The following is a 19,337-nucleotide window of genomic DNA, read 5'->3' on the forward strand; positions in this document are numbered from 1 at the left end:
CGGAGCAATGAAAAAGCCGATCTTCTACATAGCTTTTGCCGCCGTACTTTTTAGTACTTCCTGTTCGGAGGACCATTTGGATGAGGTGAACACCAACCCCAATGCCGCGTCGGCCGATAACCTTAACCCTAACTACCTGCTGACAGATGGCCAGCTGACGTTTGCCAACACGGGCTACTCGCAGCTGCTGTACCCGGGACCAGCCATCCAAGCCATTGCTAGCACGTTCAACTACTACGGCAACGGCGATAAGTACGTCAACGCAGGTGGCTTCACGGGCTATCAGGCGCTAATCTTCAACGATGGCTACCGGGCACTCAGCCGCCTGCAGCAAGCCATCGACGTAGCCAATACCCAAAATGCTGCGCGCTTCACCAACGTAATCGCTATCAGTAATATCATGAAGGTCATGATATTCCAACGCATCACGGATACGTACGGCGATATTCCCTTCTCCCAAGCATTGCAGGCCCCGCAAGGCATTGTGACGCCTCAGTACGACAAGCAGCAGGACATCTATCCGGCATTGCTCACGCAGCTGGAAGCAGCTATCAACAGCCTAGATGCGAACGGGGCGAAGGCCTCGGGCGATTTGATGTACGCCGGTGATGTGGCCAAGTGGAAGAAGCTAGGCTACTCGCTGATGGTGCGCGTTGCCATGCGCCTCACCAAGGTAGACCCCGCTACTGCCAAAACGTGGACGGAGAAAGCGGCTGCCGCTGGCACTCTCGCTAGCGCCGCCGACAATGCCATCGTGCAAACCGACGCTGCTAACGGCGACACACAAAACGCCAGCAGTGGTGCCTTGCTCACGACTGATGATTTCCGGGAGCTAAAATGGAGCAAGACCCTGATTGACTATCTGCGTGCCAACAATGACCCACGCTTGGGCGTGATTGCGGAAATCCCGCAGGCGGGCAAAACAAACAACGCGAACCAATCATTGACAGGCAACACGGACCCTACGGTGCAACGGGGCTTGCCAAATGGCTACGATCTGACAGGTACGGGTGCTTTTGACATCCGGAAGCGTGCCGACTATCCTGGCCCAACGGGTACCGGCGATGACATTGCACCGCTCGGCAACTACTCTCGTCCGCGCGTTAACGTGTATTACAAGAGAAATGCACCCGATTTCGTGCTTACCTACGCTGAAACCGAGTTCTTGCTCGCCGAAGCCGCTACTCGGGGTTGGAATGTAGGAGCTAACGCGGCTACGCACTATGCGAACGGTCTGCGCGGTGCCTTACAGTCGCTCGCGCAGATGGATGCTGCCGCAACGATTAGCACGTCTGCTATCGAGACATACGTAACCACTCGTCCGCTAGTGGCTGCTACGGCTTTACAACAAATCAATGAGCAGTACTGGGTAGAAACGGCCACTACTTTCAGCTTTATCGAAGGGTGGTTCAACTGGCGGCGCTCGGGTTATCCGGTACTTGTACCCGTGAACTACCCCGGCAACGTGACGAACGGCACTATTCCGCGCCGCATCATTTATCCGTCAACTGAAGTTTCTAACAACCCCAGTGGCTATGCCTCGGGGGTAGCTAGCCTGAGTGGCGGCGACCAGCTGACCTCACGAGTATGGTGGGATAAGTAGTAGACCAAAGTTCTCATGAAATAGGGAGGCTTTACTCCGGGCAAGCCTGGGGTAAAGCCTCCCTTGTTTTAACAAGCGGCTGTGCCATCCGAAGCTAGGTACAGCAAGTGGTGGTCCTTACCTGGCGACTGCTCCTGGGGCCCCGATTAAAGCAGCCGCTCTGCTCAGCGAATAGCGTACATGAAAACAAACAACAATCTTTTCCGACTGCCTCAAACCATGGCTAAGAGGAAACGTCGGCAAGAGCACTCAATAACCAACACCGCCGCAAAAAGACTAGGCCGCTGGGCTAGCTTGCTCTGCTTTGTGGCGCTAGCTTCCCCGCTACAAGCCCAAACTGCTTTCCAGGGAATGGAGGCACTCTTCACACCGCCCAAGGGCTACGTGGTGCAGCACACGAGCCAGCCCCTCGCCATGGATGGCAACTTGCAGGAAAGCGACTGGCAAAAAGCGGCGTGGACCAGCAACTTCGTTGACATTGAAGGTGCGGCCAAGCCCCTGCCTACTTTTCAGACGCGGGTGAAGATGCTGTGGAACGACTCCACCTTGTTTATCGCTGCCACCATGCAGGAGCCCCAAATCTGGGCCACGCAAACGCACCACGATGACATCATCTACAAGGATAACGACTTCGAGGTATTCATCGACCCCGACGATAACACGCATCAGTACTTCGAAATCGAGGTTAACGCTTTAAATAAGATCTTCGATCTGTTCCTGCCCAAGCCGTACCGCAACAAGGGGGATGCTTTGATTGGCTGGGACGTGGCCGGATTGCAGTCGGGAGTAAGTATCGACGGCACGCTCAACCAGCCCCAAGACCAAGATAAAAGCTGGACCGTGGAAATGGCTATTCCACTGAAAGCTTTGCGCATGGGCTTTCCCTTTCAAGCGCCCACAGAAGGCACCTTGTGGCGCATTAACTTCTCGCGGGTCGAGTGGGATACCAAGGTGGTGGGCGATAAGAACCCTAAGCTCAAAGATGCCGCCGGCAAAGACCTGCCCGAGCACAATTGGGTGTGGTCGCCGCAGGGTGTTATCAATATGCACTACCCGGAGCGTTGGGGGTATTTGCAGTTTACCCGCCAAGCCAACACAACGTTTCAGCTGCCACCGGCCGAACTTCGCAAGCGCTATTTATGGCTGGTGTATTATCGCCAGCAACAGTACCGGGAAAAAGCTGGGCGGTATGCTGCCACGCTAGCCGAGCTGAAAATAACGCCACAGGTCGAAGTCGATAAGCAAGCTAATCAGCTGCAACTAGCCGCTACACCTTACCAGTTTACGGCTACCCTGACGGCCGTTGGCAAGGCCACTATTCGCATCAATGACGAAGGATTACTAGAAACCCTAAAACCATGACCAGCCGCCGCCGATTTGTTAAGAACAGTTTGATGACAGGCCTCACGGCCTCTGTATTGCCCGCAGTAGCTCAGGCCGCCCTACCCGCTGCCGCTCCTAAAGTAGGTTGGAAGCACTGGGTATGGATCAATCCGGACCATAAGGACACGGCGCCGCAGCTAGCCGAACGCTACCGGAAGTATTACGACGCGGGCATTCGGGGAATTTTCTTTGAGCAGGATAGTGAAAAGCACTTTCGCGCCGCAAAAGCACAAAAAATAGAGGCACACCGCTGGATTTGGACGATGAACCGCGGCGAAAAAACGCTGCTGCAAGCGCATCCTGAGTGGTATGCCGTCAGCCGTAAAGGTGAGTCGTGCGCGACCAATCCGCCTTACGTTGATTATTATCGCTGGCTGTGTCCTTCCCGTGAGGAGGTGAAAAAGTACTTGGAGCAGGATTACGCCGCCGCCCTGAAGAAGGACTACATCGATGGCATTCACCTAGATTACGTACGTTTTTGCGACGTGATTCTGCCCGTCAATCTGTGGGATAAGTATAAGATCGTGCAGACCAGCGAACTGCCAGAGTATGACTTCTGCTATTGCTCGGTATGCAAAGCAGCCTATAAGGCCGAGCACGGCATCGACATCGATACGGTGCAGTACCCGGAAGCTAGCCCTTCGTGGCGGGCGTTTCGCTATCAGCGGGTGAACGAGGTCGTGCGGCGGCTCACCAACGTGGCTAAATCGTATAAGAAACCGATAACCGCCGCCGTTTTTCCTACTCCTGATATTGCCCACCGCAACGTGAAGCAGGACTGGGTCAACTGGAATATCAGCGCCGTGTGCCCCATGATTTATCACGGGTTTTACAAAGAAAACGTGGCCTGGATTGGGCAAGCCGTAGCGGAGGGTGTGAAGGCGCTCAATGGGAAGTTTCCGCTGTACGCCGGCTTGTTTCTGCCCGATTTTAAAAATGACACCGAAGTGCAGCAGGGCATAGAAAACGCCCTGAACAACGGGGCAGCGGGCGTTTCGTTGTTCGGCGACGTATCGGATGGCGCCTTGGCCGCGCTGAAGTCAGCCTCAGCGAAAGTACAGAACAAGGCAGCTGGGTAGGCCGGCTGCAGTAGGGCTTGCTTCTATAACAAATGAACCTAGGTCAGGAAAGCACGTCTTCCTAACCTAGGTTCATTTGTTATAAAAGAAGTCTATCAAATTAAAATAGCATCTGCCTTCGCGGTACGTAGCTAGTCACCAGTGCTTTGTAGTGCGAGTAGCGCAGATACCATTTGCCGGATAGGGGCTAGATCGATGGCTGGCCGCGAACCTAGGTCGTCGGACCACACCGTCTGGGGTTCTACCACGCCGAACAGGGCGCGTGTAAAACGGGGGTAGAGCAACTGGCCCATCAGCTCCTGCGCCAATAGTTGGCTCGCTTCAGGCGCTGTGGTTAGTCGTTCGCTCAGAAACAACGCTATGCGCGCTTGGGCATTATCAAAAAGCGCCTCGTGCAAACGCACGGCTCCCTGCGGAAAACGCTCGGCTTCGGTGATACCTAGCCGGCAGAAGCGTAGCGGTTTGCTGGATAAAATCGTTTCGAGAAACCGGCTGCAGAACAGCACCAAGGCTTCTTCGGTATCCTGGGCATAGTCGGCCGGCGACTTGAGGTGGTTTAGCTGTAAAGCGAGGATCAAGTCGAATACGGCGAGAAATAAGTTGTCTTTATTGGTAAAGTGGGCGTAAAGCGTGCGTTTGGTTGTGCCCGCGTGCTCGGCAATCTGGTCCATCGACGCCCGTTCGAAACCGGCCTCTAGGAAGATTGCTTTAGCCGCATGTAGCATCTGTTGCCGAAGCTCGGCACCCCGTTTGGCCATCTGTTTCAGTGAGGAAAGTACTAGCTGCGCTTCGGCACCCGCACTTCAGTTCTTAGGTCTGGTTAATGGTTTGTTAAACCAGTCGGTGCAAAAATAAGCTCTTCTGCCAGTACTAGCGCTGGTATGAATACGCTTCGCTGCTTTTATGATGCCGCTGGTAAAACAATCCCGTTTAAAGCTTGTAAGTATACTATACTGTATAGTATACTTACACATTCAAAAATCAACGCTCAACTCCATGAAAATCGTCGTAACAGGCTCGTTAGGAAATGTCAGTAAACCATTAGCTCAGCGTCTGACGCAAGAAGGGCATGCTGTCACCGTCATCAGCAGCAAACCAGACAAGCAGCCAGACATCGAAGCCCTAGGTGCCACGGCAGCTATTGGCTCTGTGGAGGATGCTGACTTTCTAGCTACTGCCTTTGCCGGAGCCGATGCTGTGTACGTGATGATACCGCCCAACTTCACCGAGCCTGATCAAGTGGCGTATTACCGGCGTCTGGGCAACAACTATGCGCACGCTATTCGTCAGGCAGGCGTTAAGCGGGTAGTTGGGCTGAGCAGCTGGGGAGCTCACCTAGATAGGGGGACAGGGCCTATCCTAGGTTCGCACCATGTAGAAGGCATTCTGAATGAGCTGCCCAGCGTCGCCCTCACGCACCTGCGTCCCACGTCCTTCTACACCAATCTATACGGCTTCGTTGGCATGATAAAAGGAGCCGGCTTTATTGGGGCCAACTATGGGGGCGACGACAAAGTAGCTATGGTGCACCCCCGAGACATTGCCGATGCCGCCGCCGAGGAGCTAACAGCATCCGCTGCTCCTGGCCAGCACATACGCTACGTTTCGAGTGACGAGTGCACCTGCAACGAAGCCGCCCGCGCCCTAGGAGCCGCCATTGGCAAGCCAGACCTAGCCTGGGTTCTCTTCACCGACGAGCAGATGCAGGAAAGCCTAGAGAAGAACGGTGTACCAGCCTCAGTAGCTACGGGTGTTGTAGAACTGTACGCCAGCATTCACAACGGCAGATTGGGCGAAGATTACGAGCAGCATAAACCCGTGATGGGCAAGGTTAAGCTGGCCGATTTTGCGAAAGAGTTTGCCGCTGCTTTCTAATAGCGTGTTTGTAGTAATATAAGATCACTAAGAGTTCCTAAGTAGGAGCCTAAGAAGCAGACAGCGCAACAAAAAGCCCTGCCTCGTGAGAGGCAGGGCTTTTTGTTGGTAGTAAAGAAAAGAGCTTAGAAGCCCTTGTTTAAGCTATAAGGCTCGTTGTTCTGTAGATTGCTAAGGAAGGGGAGGTCAACAAACATCAGCGTAACGAGCAAGGCGCAAAACAGGAACACATACAACATGAACCACTTGCGCGTGTAAAGCTTTTCAGAGCCCTGCACAGGAGAGTTTTCGAGCAGACCAATCTTTAGATACCAAGCGAACAGCAAGGCAAAGAAGGGGAAGCTAATCAAGAGCTCAATGCGGTTTTTAATCAGGAAGATACCTAAGAAGAAAGCCGAGGTGAGAGCGTAGAAGAACATCGAAATCAGGAGGCTGTGCTCCGTGTAGAACTTGAACGAGCGACGGTATAGACCGGCTAGCTCAGGGTTCTTGATCAAGCGATATTCGGCAAAGCGCTTGGTTGCCATTAGGAAGGCGCCGCCCATCCAGTAGGCAATGATGATGCTGGACGGCGGAAGGCTATTGAAGAAAGCTAGGCCGTTGAACGTGCTTACCGTCAACGCTGGCGCCACAATGAACCAGCCAAGCGCAAAACGGATCGGGTTGTTAACGGACTCAGACAGCACGTCAAGGTATACGCGCTCTTTGGTCCGGAACGGACGCACGTTATACATCACGCCCATGAACAGCAGGAACACCGAGATGATCAGGAACTGCATGCTAATTTGTGCTGCCAGAATAAAGCCGACGGCGGCTAGCACAAACCACTCGGTGTACACCAGGGCTGGGCTAACCACCCGCACCACCGAAGTACGTTGCTTCTTGAGGGGGTGAAACTTGTCGAACTCAGCGTCGAGGTACTCGTTGATGACGTAGTTGGCCGAAGCGACGAGGCAAGTGCTTATCAAACCCATCACCAGCTTCGTGAGCAGGGTGGCATCGATAGGGGGGCCGTAGATGAGCAGGGCAAACAGCACCCCAGGCATCATAAAGACGTTCTTCACCCAGTTATCGGGGCGCGCAATGGCGATGTAGTCTTTCAGACCCGCCGGGATGGTTGCAACCGCCGGTTCAGCCGCGACGTTTTCGGGTAATGCTGAGGATTGGCTCATATGGTTGTGGGGATAGTGACGGAGGATGTAGAAGCTTGGTCTTCAAGCTTTCGGTAAAAATCAAACCGATCAAATGGTTGCTTGTCAACGATGAGGTAGGGCATGCCTGCTTGTTCGGCACAAATACCATCCAACTCCTGCCGGTCGCCGATGAACAGGCATTCACTTGGAGCCAGACCTAGCTTATCGGCCACGTAAAGCAGACCATCGGGAGCGGGCTTCAAGCGGTTAATTTCCGGATCAGTGGAGCTAACAACTACATCGGCCACTAAGCCCATAGCGGCTAGCTTGTCGTGGGCTTTGTAGTCGGAGTAGATGCCTATTTTGATGCCTTGGCGCCGTAGCGCATCGAAAAAGGATTGTGTGCCCGGGTACACACAGTTGAGTAAATACTGGTTCGGGTGCTGGAACATCCAGCGGTTTACCACACGCTTAACCTTGTCAACCGGAATGCGGCCATTATCGGTACACCACGCGTACTGGGCATTCTCCAGATCAGGCTCATCTGCGCCAGGGCGTTTTTCGCGCTCGACGCGGAAGCGCTGCAAGATCCGCAGTTCCTGAATTTGCCAGGGGCGCAGGGCATAGTGGAACAACAAGTCGTAGAGCATGCGGCGTCGTAGCTTCGATTGCCGGTACAAGGTGCCGTCTACATCGAATATGACAGCCTTTATCTTATGCCACTGAATGTCTGCCTGTAAGCTCATACATTAGTAAGATTCTTACCAGTATAGCACCCACTTAAATATAAACTTATCGGCGCCAATATGGATTTTGTCTGATAATATTCAAAGATATAGCAAAAAGGTTAAAAGAATGCTAATGGTAAAAATTTAATAACTTATTATAATAAGACAAGATAGACGAGCTTGAAGCTAAAAAGTGGGCTCAGACACTGCGCAGAGTGCGATTTTGCCTCTACGACCGCCTGCATAAGTAGAGTTATAAAGCATCATAATTTCAGACAATCGAAGGCCGGCGCACGCTTCACACCATTGCCCGTATCATCAGAAACCTAGGTGCAAGAAATGCTCTTTAGCAGAGGCGTTTGCGATTTGTAGGCAGGGCCAAAAGACTAACTCTTCTAGTAAGTAGAGTTAATCATTCGAAGTGCTCACAGCCCTGTGCAGTGACAAAACTGTGAGCAGCTAGTGTTAGATGCGTGGGTGTTTAGATGCTTTTGCGTTTCAGCAAATGCCAGTTGTCCACGTCTTTCACTTTGGTGAATGTATTTAGTGAGTCAAGAATTCGCTGGTGATTCGCCGGAATCTTGCCTCTCACTAGGAGGTAGTCCGCCTTTTGCAACAATTTTCGAGGGTTCTCATTGAAATACATGCGCTCTTGCGAAGGCAAACCACCGCTTTCTTTTCTCCTAATCATGCCGAAGCGGTAATCAATGATCTTACTCGTGGTAATGCCTTGGTGCTGTATAATATAATAGCACTGATAGTGGTCATATACCATTCGCCCTCTGTAAAAAGGATCATAATTCATATAAGAGAGAACTTTGCTATTATCTTGCGGAAAAACTTGTGCAAAGTTCTTGTTCTCCTGATTGAATTGGTAAAGGTACTGCGCCCATAAAGCTAGGTGCAGTACGGCTACTAGCGTAGCTGCATAAGCGAAAAACCTACTGTTGAATTCAGGAATCTTACTGCCGATAAAAATCAAAGCAAATAGAAGAATAGTAGAGAAGCGCTCATACAAAGGTTCTTGCCCGGGAATGCGAGATGGTAGAATAAAATAGCAACCTAGGCTAACAAAGAAGAAAATAATAATGTAGGTAAACTTATTATTTGGATCTAAGAGCGAATTAAGCGGAATTGTTTTACTGCGTTTAACAAAATATTGATAGAGTAATACGGCAATGGGTACTACAATAATTAAAGTGAGCAGGAGCGCTACAACCTTTCCTATAATGCCAGCGAAGAGTTGCGCATTATCAGCAACTAAGAATTTTACTCTATCCAGATACGTCACCCAGAACTCACGTGCGTAGTATTCCTTCATAAAAGCACCCGTGGATACTTCGGTGGGGGTGTACTCCGTGGTGCCTTCCGCCGACTTTTGCAGGAAAAACCACCAATAGGCTATCAACGCTCCCAACGGAAGGAGGCTGAAAGAATTTAGAACGAGTTTACCAAAGTTGTTCTTGTAGCGGTAAAGCAAGAAAGCCCCGACCATCATCAGGCCGAACAAGGCTACCATGGCATGTGAAAAATAAACCACAATTAGGAATGCGGCTATTCCTATCATGTTCAGAAGATGGTTGCTCCGCTTCTCAATCGTTCGTAGCCACAACCACAAGATCAATAATATAACATCATTAGCTAGGGCATTGCCCGTAAAGCCAAACGTTAGATTATAGCCGTATATCAATACAAATGAAGTAAGTGCAAACCATCTGTTGCCATTTATTTCTCTTATGATAAGATAAACTAACAGCGGAAGGCTTGTGATAATGAGGAAGTGCAGAACTCTATTGGCTACTTCTACGCTTGAAAAAATAGGAAGCGAGAAAAAGAATAAATGAAAAGTGTTTGGGTAAAAGAAATAATGTAAAGTGTAGTACTCGTTAAATTTGTTAGATGCTTCGTTGTAGTACTTGTAAATAGTTCCTTCTGCTAAATGGCTAGCCACATCTGCAAAAGGGAAATACCGGACGCTCAAAATAACAATTGCATGGACCACCAAGAGTAGGAAAAAGATGATCCAGAAATTACGTTTGCTTTTCATGAGGTATATAGTCTTAATGCGAAAGAACTAGTTTGCTAGGTTAGGGTCGAGTTGATCTGAGGAGCAGTTAAATACACAAGTAGGCAAAGGCCTACATGCCAAGAGAAGCGGTTGTGCTCAGTAATGCGAAGAGGTTGGGCAATTCAGTCAGTGGAAAGTTCATTGACGGTTGTATTTGGCTACACCGTTTCTCAGCCTTTCCTGCCAGCCCCTACAACGCTGAACGTAGGAGCTATATCTGCACTAGTTGCCTGTGTTACTAGTAAAATGCGACGAGCAAGATTGCTGTCATCCGCAAGTTTAGAACAATAGTTTGTTAAAATGATACTTTATAGTGTCGTATTGATATAAATCTTTGGCTGATGGCTGTTGCACCAGGCAATTTGAAAAGAGAATGATAATAACTATGTTGTGTATAAGTATTTGTTTTTCAATGATATAAAGCGGTGTATTGTTGCTTGAATTCTGCGATTAAGCTGGCTACTACGCAAAGCGCCCTGAACCTAGCTGAAAGGTTCAGGGCGCTTGAGGGGTGAGCGTAAAAGCAAAAAAGCTAGGTGGCGCTTGTGCTACTTAGCAGAGGCCACACTCTTTTTGGCAAAATCGGCCGCTGCGTCGTTCAACTGCTTGGTGGTCGGGGTCTTGCCACCCTCGTCGATGAGGACGCGGTAGCGGAACGTGACCGATTCCCCCTTCTTCAGCTGTAGGTTTTTGGCCGACTTATCATTAGTGAAAATCTTCTCACCTAGGGGGTTAGCCGCAAACAAACCGTAGCCGCGGGCGTGCCAGAAGGTAGGATAGTTCACGTTTTTCGGATGGTCGATGATGGTGATGCTCACCGAATCCTGGCCCATCTTCCCGTAAACTTTACACCAGGCGGCGCGGGTACTCCACGCGTCATTGCCGCGCTTGCCAGCGCTAGTCACGTAGTTGCCGTTCGGCGTCTTGTCGGTGCCGGCTTTCACCACCGTCACGATGCCTTTGCTATCCGTGAACTTCTCGTCCTTATCAGACGGGATTTGCAGCTCGTGCGCTAGGCGTAAACCTAGAAGCCCGTCCTTTGCATCCGTGAAGGTCACCACGTCCATCACCGCTTTCAGCGTCGTGACGCGGTCGATGGTCCGCTCACGCTCGGTTCCGCTGAACTCGAAGCGGGTGGTTTCCTCTAGCAGTACCTCGTTTTTCTGGTTTGTCCAGTTGGCGTGGTAGGCTAGGGTGCCGGTTGGGCCGCTGGTGGTGGTCAGGATCTTATCCGTTTTGATCCAGCCGTACGTGCTCTTTTTCTCCTGCGGAATAGCGTAAGAGTTGTTCCAGAAATCCAGCCCGTTCACGTTCTCGAAGTTGAGCCATAGACCTAGGTGGTGAGGGTGGTCGGTGGGGTCGCCGGGCCTGGGACTAACGGGGAAGCCGCGCGTAACCACGGTGCCGTTGGCCGCACGGATGGGATACAGCACGGGCTTCTCCAGCGTATCAGGATACATGAAGGTGGTGAACACCTGCTTGCCCACGTACACGTCGATCTTTTTGGCTTTCGGATCTTTCACCACCCGCACCGCTTCCGATTTCTGGGCAGTGGCTTCCGAAAAGCTAGCTAGGGTCAGCAGCAGCGCTACGCCACTAGGTAAAGCAATTTTTAACATTGTTCGTTGCATTTACTCGTTAAGCAAGAAAGGCTTTTCCGCCGGCCATCACCTCTTGGCTCTTCTCGTCGAAAGTGGCTTTCTGGCCCGTATGCACCGACGCGTTGGTCATGATCGTGGCAATAGAGTGGCTGTAGCCGGCCTCAACGGGTGCATTAGGCGTTTTGCGGCTGCGCACGCACTCCATCCAGTTGCGGATGTGGTTGGACGTTAGCTTATCGCCGCCGGTGTTGGCCGAGGCAATGACGGGCTCTACCTCCGACAAGCTCATTTCGGATAGCAGGTTAGGCTTCATCTTCATGGCGTCGGCCATCCGCTGGGTCAGGCCACCGGTGGGCGACACCTTGTTGGTATTCAGATTCAGCTCGCCGCCGTTGGAGTAGTAGATTTCGGCGGGGTGCTCGTCGCCGTTGTGCATGCGTGAGCCGAAGGTAACCTGGAAGCCGTTGGAAAGGTCGTTCTGGGGGCCGTAGTCGAATACCGCCGTGATGGTATCCCAGTTGCGGCGGCCATCTTTCCACATGTAAATGCCCCCGTTGGCTACCACGCTGCGTGGGTGCTGCAAGCCGCTGAACCAGTGTACCGTATCGATTTGGTGCGACATCCACTGGCCAGGCAGGCCCGAGGAATACGGCCAGAACAAGCGGAACTCTAGGTACTTGCGCGCATCGAAGGCTTCCTTAGGGCGGTTCATCAAGTAACGCTTCCAGTCGGTGTCCTCTTCCTTCAGCAGCGGCACCACGTCGGGGCGGCGCCACCGGCCGGGCTGGTTCACGTTCCAGGTCAGTTCCACCATCGTGATGGGACCAAACTTGCCCGATTTGATGAAAGCCTCGGCGGCGTGGTAGTTGGAGCCGCTGCGGCGTTGCGAGCCAATTTGCACAATCTGCTTAGACGCCTTCACGGCTTTGAGGGCGGCGCGGTTGTCTTCCATCGTTTCGGCGAAAGGCTTTTCCACGTAAGCGTCGCAGCCAGCTTTCACCGCCTCGATGGTGTGCAGAGCATGTTGGAAGTCGGCGGTGCTGATGAACACGGCATCCACCGCCTTCTTGTCGTACATCTCCTCGTTGTTGCGGTAAGCCACCACGTCGTGGCCCATCTTCTCTTTCCAGGTAGCTGCGCCTTGCTCCCGGCGCATTTTCCAGATATCTGAAACGCCCACTACATCGAAGTTCAACTCCTTGTAATGGTTCATGAAGCATGGAATGTGCGTGGCGCGGTGGCGGTCGGAGAAGCCGACTACGCCCACCCGAACCCGGTCGTTGGCGCCAATAATGCGCTTGTAGCTGCTAGCCGACCACGCTACTTGCGAGAACATAACACCGGCGCTAGCTAGGGCCGCTTGCTTTATAAAATCGCGACGAGGATTTGATTCGTTTGACATGGGAATAAGTTTTTGAGGGTATGATTGTATGCCCAGCGTGGTACGACGACCTAGGAGCCGTCGTACCACCAGCGGAATTATTTCAGTTCTTTGATCTTGATGCTGCGGAATGATACTTCATTGCCGTGGTCCTGGAGCAAGAGGTGCCCGGCCTTCGCTTCGCCGAAGTTAGGCCACACTTTATGCTTGCTCAAGGCTACTAAGTCTCTGAATTCCTTAGAGTCACGCTTGTATTCCAGCACTTTCGAGCCGTTCAGGTAGTGCTCCACGCGGTTGTCGGGGTACGCAACCACGCGGCCCACATTCCACTCGCCGATCTTGTGGATGAAGCGCGGGTTCTTGTCGGCTTTGATCAGGTCGTACAAGGAAGCGAGGGTGCGGTTGCCGTCCCGACCTAGCTTGGCGTCGGGGTGCAGCTCGTCATCCAGCACTTGGTACTCTGGACCAATGGCCGAACCTTGCGACTGTTCTTTGAGGGTGACAAAGTACTTCACGCCGCTGTTGGCGCCGGGCGTGAGCTTGAACTCAAACGACAAATCGAAGGCGCCATATTCACCGTCGGTTACGATGTCGCCGCCGTTGGCTGCTTCTCGGCCTTCTGAGGAGAGGACCGTCATGGTGCCGTCGTTCACTTTCCAGCCCGAGCCGGGGAACTTCGGTCCTTTGGCACTATGCCAACCCTGCGACGTTTTACCGTCAAATAGCAGCTTCCAGCCGTGCGACTTCTCGTAGGGCGTCAGGTAGTTCGGGACGAAGTTGACGACGTAAACGTCGGCCGGGAAGGGGCTAGGTTTCAGGCCAGTCGTCTTGATCTTGACGTTCTTGAAGTAGACGTGCTTGCCTGCCTGGGCCTCGGTGGTAACGGCGTGCACCTGCAAGCCAATGAAGCCGCTCGGGTCGATCGGGTCAACCACGTAGGCCACAGGCGTACCGTTGAGCCACGTCTTGGTTTCGTTGCCGATGCACTCGATCTTGAGGTGGTTGTACTGACCTAGCTTGAAGAGGTTTTTGGCCTTCGGGTTCAGATCGAGCGGGTACAGCCACTGCCGGCGCGCCTCGTCGTATATGCCACCCGACCAAGCCCGCTCCGAGGGGTCGAACTCCACTTGCCGGCCGTACACTTTGTTCTCAAAGCCGGGCGTGTTGAAGTGACTGCGCGTCTGCACGCCCGAGTTGCTCACGTTGCTTTCCAGCATGAAATCTAGCTCCAGCTGAAAATCACCGTACTCTTTTTCGGTGACCAAGAAGGTGTTGCCCGAGTTCATCACCGTGGTGCCCACGATGGCGCCGTTCTCTACTTTGTAGTCGGCCGTGCCTGCGACGCGTTTCCAGCCGTTCAGGGTTTTGCCGTCGAAGAGGTTTTGCCAGCCGTCGCCGGTTTGGGCCAAAGTCGGCCTAGGCTGCCCGAAGGCTAGGGTCGCTAGAAGGCTGGCGGCTAGGTAGGTACGTTGTTTCAAGGTAGTTTAGGGAGTTTGGGTTGTTGTAAAAACTACAGACCGTCATGCTGAGTGGGCTCACCATAACGGTCTGAAAATGCTTAGTAACCAGGGTTCTGCGGGAAGGCGGTTATGCCACCCGCGGTTCGGTCAATCTGGTCTTGTGGAATGGGACGCAACTCATGCTTACCGGCCTTGATGTTAGGAGCTGCGTCGGGGTTGTAGAGTTTCACCCGATCAATCAGCACGCCCCAGCGCTTCAGGTCAAACCAGCGGAACATCTCACCTTGTAACTCTCGCTCGCGCTCTTCCATGATGAAGTCCATGGTAAGCTGGCCGGCCGTGATTTGCATCGCGGTTTCCTTGCCAGGGAAGGCAGCCCGCCGGCGCAGCGTGTTGATAAAGGGGAGGGCATCGGCCGTTTTTCCTTGCTTGAGCAAAGCCTCGGCGGCAATCAGGTACGTCTCGGCGAGGCGGAACATGAGAAAGTCGCGGCTGCCGGGCTGGTACTGCAAGTCGGGGCGGAGAGGGTCCAGGAACTTGGTCAGCGTCGGAAACAGGTTGGGCCGGTACAAGCTAGGTGTCATCACCTGATAGGGCTTCTTGGCTCGTTGGGCCAACGGCATTTCGTAGCCGGGCAAGTAGATGGCCGTGTCACCAAGCTTAAGCGTCACCGAAGGCTTCGACGTGTCGAAGAGGTTGGTGAAGGTGCCGGGGTTGTTGCAGTAGTATACCGTGCGGTAGCTCTTGTTGTAGCGGGAGTCGTTTACGCGGTCCGCGAATACCTTCTCCAGCATGTAGGTAGTCGGACGGAAGCGGCGGAACGGCCGACCGATGGATACGTCGCGCTTCATACCGGCCTGTGCGTCGTACTCCATCACGAAGTACAAGTGCGTCTCATTACCAACGCCGTTCGTTGTAGGGTCGGCCGTGTATTGCGTAGCAAAAATTACTTCATCATTGATTTCGCCTGAGCCCTGCTGAAATACACTAGCGTAATCCGGTAGCAGTTTGTAGGTGTAGTTCTTGATAACATTCTGCGCGTAGGTGGCCGCCTTCGCGTAGTCATCAGGAGCAGCCGCTTCTGAAGTGGCTTTCGTGAGGTACACCCTAGCTAGCAGGTGCTCGCAGGCGCCTTTTGTAACCCGGCCGTAGTCGGGCGTAGTGGCCGTCAGATCAACAAGGGCAGATTCTAGGTCGGAAACGATGGCTGCGTACACGTCTTTCACGGGCGTACGGGTGGCTTCTTTAGTTGCGCTTTTAATCTGGTTTAGCACCAAAGGCACAGCACCATACAACTGCACCAGCACGAAGTAGTGGTGGGCGCGCAAAAACTTCACCTCTGCTACCCGACGCTTCTTCACGGCCTCATCTAGGCCCGTCACGTTGGGAGCCTGATCAACCACCGCGTTAGCTGTGTTGATGCCAACATACAGCGCATTCCAAATATCAACAATCGGCTGCGTGCGGCTATCTAACTGCGTGGTGTACTGGTTCATATACTTATAGGAGCCGTCGGATCCAAATGTATAAGTATCCGTACCAAACACCGTCACGTCCATGCCGTTTTCGCGGCCATAAAAGTCTCGTAGAGAAGAGTAAACGGCCTTTGTACCCGCTTCGAAGCCAGCGGCAGTAGTGATGTAGTCGGAGCCTACCTGTGAAACTACTTTTTCGTCCAGCAAATCTTTGCAGGAAGAAGTGGCCACCAGGAGTATAGCCGCGGCCAGAGCTAGTTTAGAGTATTTTAAGGTCTTCATGTCTCAATGATGTGATAAAGAGCTAGGCACGGGCCTTAAAACTTAGCGTTGACGCCGAATGTGATCAAGCGAGCCGACGGAATCTGGTCACCATTCACCACGTCCGACGTTTCGGGGTCGATGCCTTTGTACTTCGAGCGGAACGTAGCGAAGATGAATGGCTGCTGGATGCTAGTGTACAGGCGCAGCGAGGAAAGTTTCAGCGTTTGAGCCCAAGCAGGGGTGAAGTTGTACCCGAAGTTGATGTTGCGCACCTTCACGAAAGAGCCATCGAAGTACTGGAGCGTTGCGCCATATACCGGATCTTCCTGATCCTTATTCGGCCGGGGAAACTCGTTGGTCGGATTGTTGGGCGTCCAGTAATTGACGTCTAGGTTGTTGTAGCGCCCAGCTAAGTGGTTGGTAGCAATGTGAAAGTCGCTGCGGATCATGTTGCCGATGCGGGCGTAGATGAAGAACGACAAGTCGAACCCTTTATAGGCGAATCGGTTCGTGATGCCACCGGCCCACTTTGGGATGGTAGAACCTAGGATAATCCGGTCGTTAACGGCATCGATCTTGCCATCACCGTTCTGGTCTTTGATCTTGATCTGCCCTACTTTCTGGCCGTAAGCTTTGGCCGCATCTTCTTCACCTAGCTGCCAAATTCCGATTTTCTCGTAGTTGTAGTACACTTGCAGCGGCTGCCCGATAAAGCGCTGGTTGCCGACGTCATCCGATTTGCCGTTGAACAACTCGATGATGGCTTCGCGGTTGCGCGTGTACTGCAAGTCGGTTGACCAAGTGAAGCCGTTCGCCGAATTCACGTTGACGGTGGTAAGGGTCACCTCCACGCCGCGGTTGCGGGTATGTCCTACGTTTTGGAGCACCCGATCAAAACCGTTGGAAATAGGCAGTTGGTTGTATAGTAGCAGGTTGCGCGTATCGGCTTGATATGCTTCCACCGAACCCGAAATGCGACCTTTCCACAAGCTGAAGTCCATGCCGACGTTGCCAGTGCTGGTGGTTTCCCACTTCAGGTCGTTGTTGCCGAGCGTGCCCACCCGGTAGCCGTACGCGGGAGACGTGCCGAACGCGTAGCTCGTGCGAGCCAGCAAGCTTTGCGTTTGGTAAGGCGCAATACCTGTGTTGCCGATGGAGCCGTAGCTGGCCCGCACCTTAAGCTGGTCGAGCCAGGTAAGACCCTTAAAGAAGGTCTCATCGCCCGCGTTCCAGCCCACAGCCACCGACGGGAAGAAACCATACTTGTTGTTGGAACCGAAGCGGGAAGAACCATCGTAGCGACCCGTCAAGGTCAGCAGGTACTTCTCTTTGAAGTCGTAGTTAACCCGGCCCATAAACGATTGGAGCGTCCAAGTTTGCAAGTCGGTACCGGGCGCGTTGAAGGAGCCCGCTTGGCCTAGGTTGTAAAACGACTGGGACTCCGCCGAAACCGCGTTTACATCAATAAAAGACGTCTCGTAGTTGTCGCGCTGAACAGAGTGCAGAGCCGTAATACCTAGGTTATGTACCCCGTTGAACTTCTTATTATAAGTTAAGATGTTCTCTACCGTGTAGTTGAAGCGCTGTCCGTTTTCGACGCGCGCCGTAGGAGCCCCTAGACGACGAGCGTTCGTAAACGTGCCCGTAAAGCGTCCGAAGCGCTGGTTCGTGAAGTCAGGCCCAAAGTTGACGCGGTACTTCAAACCATCGGCGATTTTCCACTCGCCGTAGATGCTGTTGAAAATGCGGACTGTTTTGGTTTGTGCGATGTTGGCGCCCGGCACTACTTCTGCTGCTGGGTTGGAGCGCAGGCCATCAGGCGTAGGCAGGAATATTAGGTTGCCGTTGTCATCATACGGCTTGCCGAGTGGGTTTTCCGACAAAGCCCCGCCAAACGGGTGGAAGCCACGGGCCGTGTAGTTGGGATTGGGAAAGCCATCAAAGCTAGGGTTGTTGATTGGGCTGTCGGAGCCATTGTTGAGGCTGTAAACTCCAAACGTAGACGTGCCCACCCGGATACGGTCGTTGATCTGATGGTCGAGGTTGACGCGGAAAGTAAAGCGGGTGAAGTCGGTCTGCTTCAAAATCCCCTTTTCCTTGAAGTAGTTACCGGAAACCGAGAATTGCGTCTTTTCACTGCCGCCTTGCATACCCACTTGGTGGCTCTGAATAGAGCCTGTGCGCAGGAGCATGGATTGGTAATCAGTGCTGCGGTTGTTGGCAATGCCATCTAGCTCAATGGCTGTGAAGGTTTTCTGGTCTGAGGCCGTCGGGTTGCTGTCGTCATAGATGCCGGCGGTCCGATAGGCTTCGCGCTTATACTCGGCAAACTGAGGGCCGGTCATGACGTCGACTTTACCAAGTGCTTGTGAGAAGCCGCCATAGCCGTCGTAGCTCACCACGGTCTTGCCGGCCTTACCGCGCTTGGTGGTCACGAGCACTACCCCGTTAGCGCCGCGCGACCCATAAATACCGGTAGCGGAGGCGTCTTTCAGGACTTCTAGGGAAGCAATATCCTGGGGGTTGATGTCGTCGATGCCACCAGCCACTGGAATGCCATCTACCACATACAGCGGGTCGTTCGAGGCGTTGATCGAGCGCCGGCCGCGGATACGTACTGTCACGCCACCGCCCGGTTCACTGCCCGACTGAATAACGTCGACACCAGCCGCGCGGCCCTGTAGCGCCTGACGGGCATTGGTGAGTGGCTGCTCCGCAATTTCCTTAGACGTAACCGAGGAAATGGCGCCCGTAGTCTGGCTTTTCTTCTGCGTGCCATAGCCCACGACGATTACATCACCTAGGGCTTTCACGTCTTCTTTCATGGAGATGTTAATCTGCCGGCGGTTGCCAATGCTGACGGTTTGCGCCGACATGCCAATGGAGGAAAATACCAACGAGCTAGCTCCAGCGGGCACTTTCACCGTGTATTTACCGTCGCCATCGGAACTGGTGCCCGAGGTCGTGCCTTTCACCTGCACCGTCACGCCGGGTAGTCCGCTGCCTTTTTCGTCCGTGACCCGGCCACTGATTTCGGTTGTGGCTTGTTGCGCCCACGCTCTGGGGAGAGTGAGGGTTAGCAACAAGATTAGCAATAGCGTCACTTGCCGCAAGTGACCAGAGTAGAGTACCATCATATGCAGAGAAAAGAATTGGTGGGAAAAAGAGATGTATATCTGTGACTATGGGGGACATAGCCAATTCTTCAAAAGCCACTTAACTCTGGGACAATGTTTCTACCTAGATCTGCAACTAATGTGTAGCAACAGCGTATTTGCGCGGCGAGA

At 53.0% G+C, this 19,337-nt stretch carries 13 protein-coding genes; 4 read left to right on the forward strand and 9 right to left on the reverse strand.

The window, feature by feature from the left end; all coding sequences use genetic code 11:
- Window positions 1–7 precede the first annotated feature (7 nt).
- From SD425_RS08375 to SD425_RS08385, 3 genes are all read left to right on the forward strand, one after another.
- Entirely contained in the window at window positions 8–1,603 is a 1,596-nt protein-coding gene (locus tag SD425_RS08375) for a SusD/RagB family nutrient-binding outer membrane lipoprotein (protein WP_324677377.1), read from the forward strand.
- A gap of 180 nt (window positions 1,604–1,783) precedes the next feature.
- Window positions 1,784–2,965, forward strand: coding sequence for a carbohydrate-binding family 9-like protein (locus SD425_RS08380; protein WP_324677379.1), 1,182 nt, complete (start codon window positions 1,784–1,786; stop codon window positions 2,963–2,965).
- Window positions 2,962–4,065: a family 10 glycosylhydrolase gene (locus tag SD425_RS08385; RefSeq protein WP_324677381.1), complete on the forward strand. Its 1,104-nt coding sequence runs from the start codon at window positions 2,962–2,964 to the stop codon at window positions 4,063–4,065. The genes SD425_RS08380 and SD425_RS08385 overlap by 4 nt, the downstream gene beginning before the upstream one ends.
- A 131-nt stretch (window positions 4,066–4,196) precedes the next feature.
- On the opposite strand, the gene SD425_RS08390 is transcribed toward SD425_RS08385, so the two are convergent.
- Complete coding sequence (locus SD425_RS08390; protein ID WP_324677383.1) at window positions 4,197–4,823, reverse strand: TetR/AcrR family transcriptional regulator; 627 nt, start codon at window positions 4,821–4,823, stop codon at window positions 4,197–4,199.
- Window positions 4,824–5,061: 238 nt separating this feature from the next.
- Between SD425_RS08390 and SD425_RS08395 the strand changes: the two genes are divergently transcribed.
- Window positions 5,062–5,940 carry an NAD(P)H-binding protein gene (locus tag SD425_RS08395; RefSeq protein ID WP_324677385.1) on the forward strand — a complete coding sequence of 293 codons (879 nt, stop codon included), beginning with the start codon at window positions 5,062–5,064 and terminating at the stop codon, window positions 5,938–5,940.
- 125 nt (window positions 5,941–6,065) lie between these two features.
- Here SD425_RS08395 and SD425_RS08400 read toward each other — a convergent pair whose 3' ends face one another.
- From SD425_RS08400 to SD425_RS08435, 8 genes are all read right to left on the reverse strand, one after another.
- Entirely contained in the window at window positions 6,066–7,112 is a 1,047-nt protein-coding gene (locus SD425_RS08400; RefSeq protein ID WP_324677387.1) for a UbiA family prenyltransferase, read from the reverse strand.
- Window positions 7,109–7,819 carry an HAD family hydrolase gene (locus tag SD425_RS08405; protein ID WP_324677389.1) on the reverse strand — a complete coding sequence of 237 codons (711 nt, stop codon included), beginning with the start codon at window positions 7,817–7,819 and terminating at the stop codon, window positions 7,109–7,111. Before SD425_RS08405 ends, SD425_RS08400 begins: the two co-directional genes overlap by 4 nt.
- Before the next feature lie 463 nt (window positions 7,820–8,282).
- A complete protein-coding gene (locus SD425_RS08410; protein WP_324677392.1) occupies window positions 8,283–9,848 on the reverse strand; it encodes a hypothetical protein in 1,566 nt (521 codons plus the stop codon).
- A 569-nt stretch (window positions 9,849–10,417) separates the two neighbouring features.
- The gene (locus SD425_RS08415) at window positions 10,418–11,488 is read right to left on the reverse strand and encodes a PmoA family protein (protein ID WP_324677394.1); all 1,071 of its coding nucleotides are present in this window, start codon (window positions 11,486–11,488) and stop codon (window positions 10,418–10,420) included.
- 19 nt (window positions 11,489–11,507) lie between these two features.
- Complete coding sequence (locus SD425_RS08420) at window positions 11,508–12,872, reverse strand: Gfo/Idh/MocA family oxidoreductase (RefSeq protein WP_324677396.1); 1,365 nt, start codon at window positions 12,870–12,872, stop codon at window positions 11,508–11,510.
- Between the two features lie 77 nt (window positions 12,873–12,949).
- A complete protein-coding gene (locus SD425_RS08425; RefSeq protein ID WP_324677398.1) occupies window positions 12,950–14,329 on the reverse strand; it encodes a DUF1080 domain-containing protein in 1,380 nt (459 codons plus the stop codon).
- A gap of 80 nt (window positions 14,330–14,409) precedes the next feature.
- Window positions 14,410–16,068 (reverse strand): RagB/SusD family nutrient uptake outer membrane protein, encoded by a 1,659-nt coding sequence (locus SD425_RS08430; protein WP_324677400.1) that lies wholly within the window; start codon window positions 16,066–16,068, stop codon window positions 14,410–14,412.
- A gap of 35 nt (window positions 16,069–16,103) precedes the next feature.
- Complete coding sequence (locus tag SD425_RS08435; RefSeq protein ID WP_324677403.1) at window positions 16,104–19,187, reverse strand: TonB-dependent receptor; 3,084 nt, start codon at window positions 19,185–19,187, stop codon at window positions 16,104–16,106.
- Window positions 19,188–19,337: the final 150 nt, after the last annotated feature.

Source organism: Hymenobacter sp. GOD-10R (assembly GCF_035609205.1).
Classification (GTDB): domain Bacteria; phylum Bacteroidota; class Bacteroidia; order Cytophagales; family Hymenobacteraceae; genus Hymenobacter.